The 1,149-nt window shown below is 46.0% G+C and carries 1 protein-coding gene; it reads right to left on the reverse strand.

All coding sequences use genetic code 11. The features are described from left to right. On the reverse strand, positions 1-1,102 hold a 1,102-nt coding region (locus AYW76_RS18525; RefSeq protein WP_231872655.1), incomplete at its 3' end, for an IS91 family transposase. Positions 1,103-1,149: the final 47 nt, after the last annotated feature.

The following is a 1,149-nucleotide window of genomic DNA, read 5'->3' on the forward strand; positions in this document are numbered from 1 at the left end:
GAAGCCGTTCTATCACTTTACTCTCAGAAGCATCGCCAAGATAAGTAACAGTACGTTCTCCACAAGCAGGGCATGAGCAACTTGATTCAGCCGTCTTTTCACTGTCTTCCTTGGTTTGTCGATCGTACATGTCTAATTGCTTATCTACCTGCTTTTTCACCTTGGCTCTTATGGCATTCGACAAACAGCCATAATGCCGGATGCGCATAAAGCCCCTTGGTAATACATGCAGTAAGAAACGCCTTATCAGTTCTTGTGGCGTGAGTGTTAAAAACGACTGTTTATTAGAGCGGTAATCTCGATATTGAAGGCTGATTTTGTCGTTGTTCCACACTTGGAAGCGATTGTTAGATAAAGCAATACGGTGACTGTATCGGGCTAAGTAACTGACTAATGATGAGCGATATTCAAGCGCTGATTTGCAATAGACCACCCAATGCTTTTGCATTAAAACATTCAGTAGCTGACTCACCTCCGTCTTGGATAACGCTGGCAATAACCCTTCGCTATAAGCAGCTCTCAGCTGACTGACCATGACTCCTCTAAAACGATTTGATAACAGCTTCACCGGAAGAAAATAGCTTTTCCTCAGGCTATGCCAGCCTTGATCCCCATACACTCCAGAGGGAACCAAGGCATGAAGGTGAACATGTCGCACCAATGTTTGGCCCCATGTGTGTAAGACCGCTGTCATACCAGCCCGTCCTTTGTGTTTTCGTAGGCTTAACTCATTCAGCGCTCGCCAGGCAGCATGAAACAAGGCGTCATAAATGACTCGATCATGTTTGGCTATCCAAGCGTTTAGCTCATGAGGCAGCGTAAAAACCAAGTGAAAATATGGCACTGGCAAACATCGTTCTTCTTGCCTCAATAGCCATTGTTCGCTTGCCTTCTTTTGGCACTGGGGACAATGCCTATCTCGACAGCTATGATGCCAAAACCAATGATGACCACAGCCATGGCATTGATATTTGCCTGTGCCCATGCGCTCGGTTCGACAATCTTCTATATGATGCAGCACTTGCCATTGTCTTGCATTGGCGTGTATCTGTTGTTGTTCGTGACAATAATGAATCACGCTCGCTAGGCTTATCCCATTCATGACGGCCACCAGTCGGATGGCAATAGATCCTCACTCTCCCGTCTCTT

Source organism: Marinomonas gallaica (assembly GCF_001639745.1).
Classification (GTDB): domain Bacteria; phylum Pseudomonadota; class Gammaproteobacteria; order Pseudomonadales; family Marinomonadaceae; genus Marinomonas; species Marinomonas gallaica.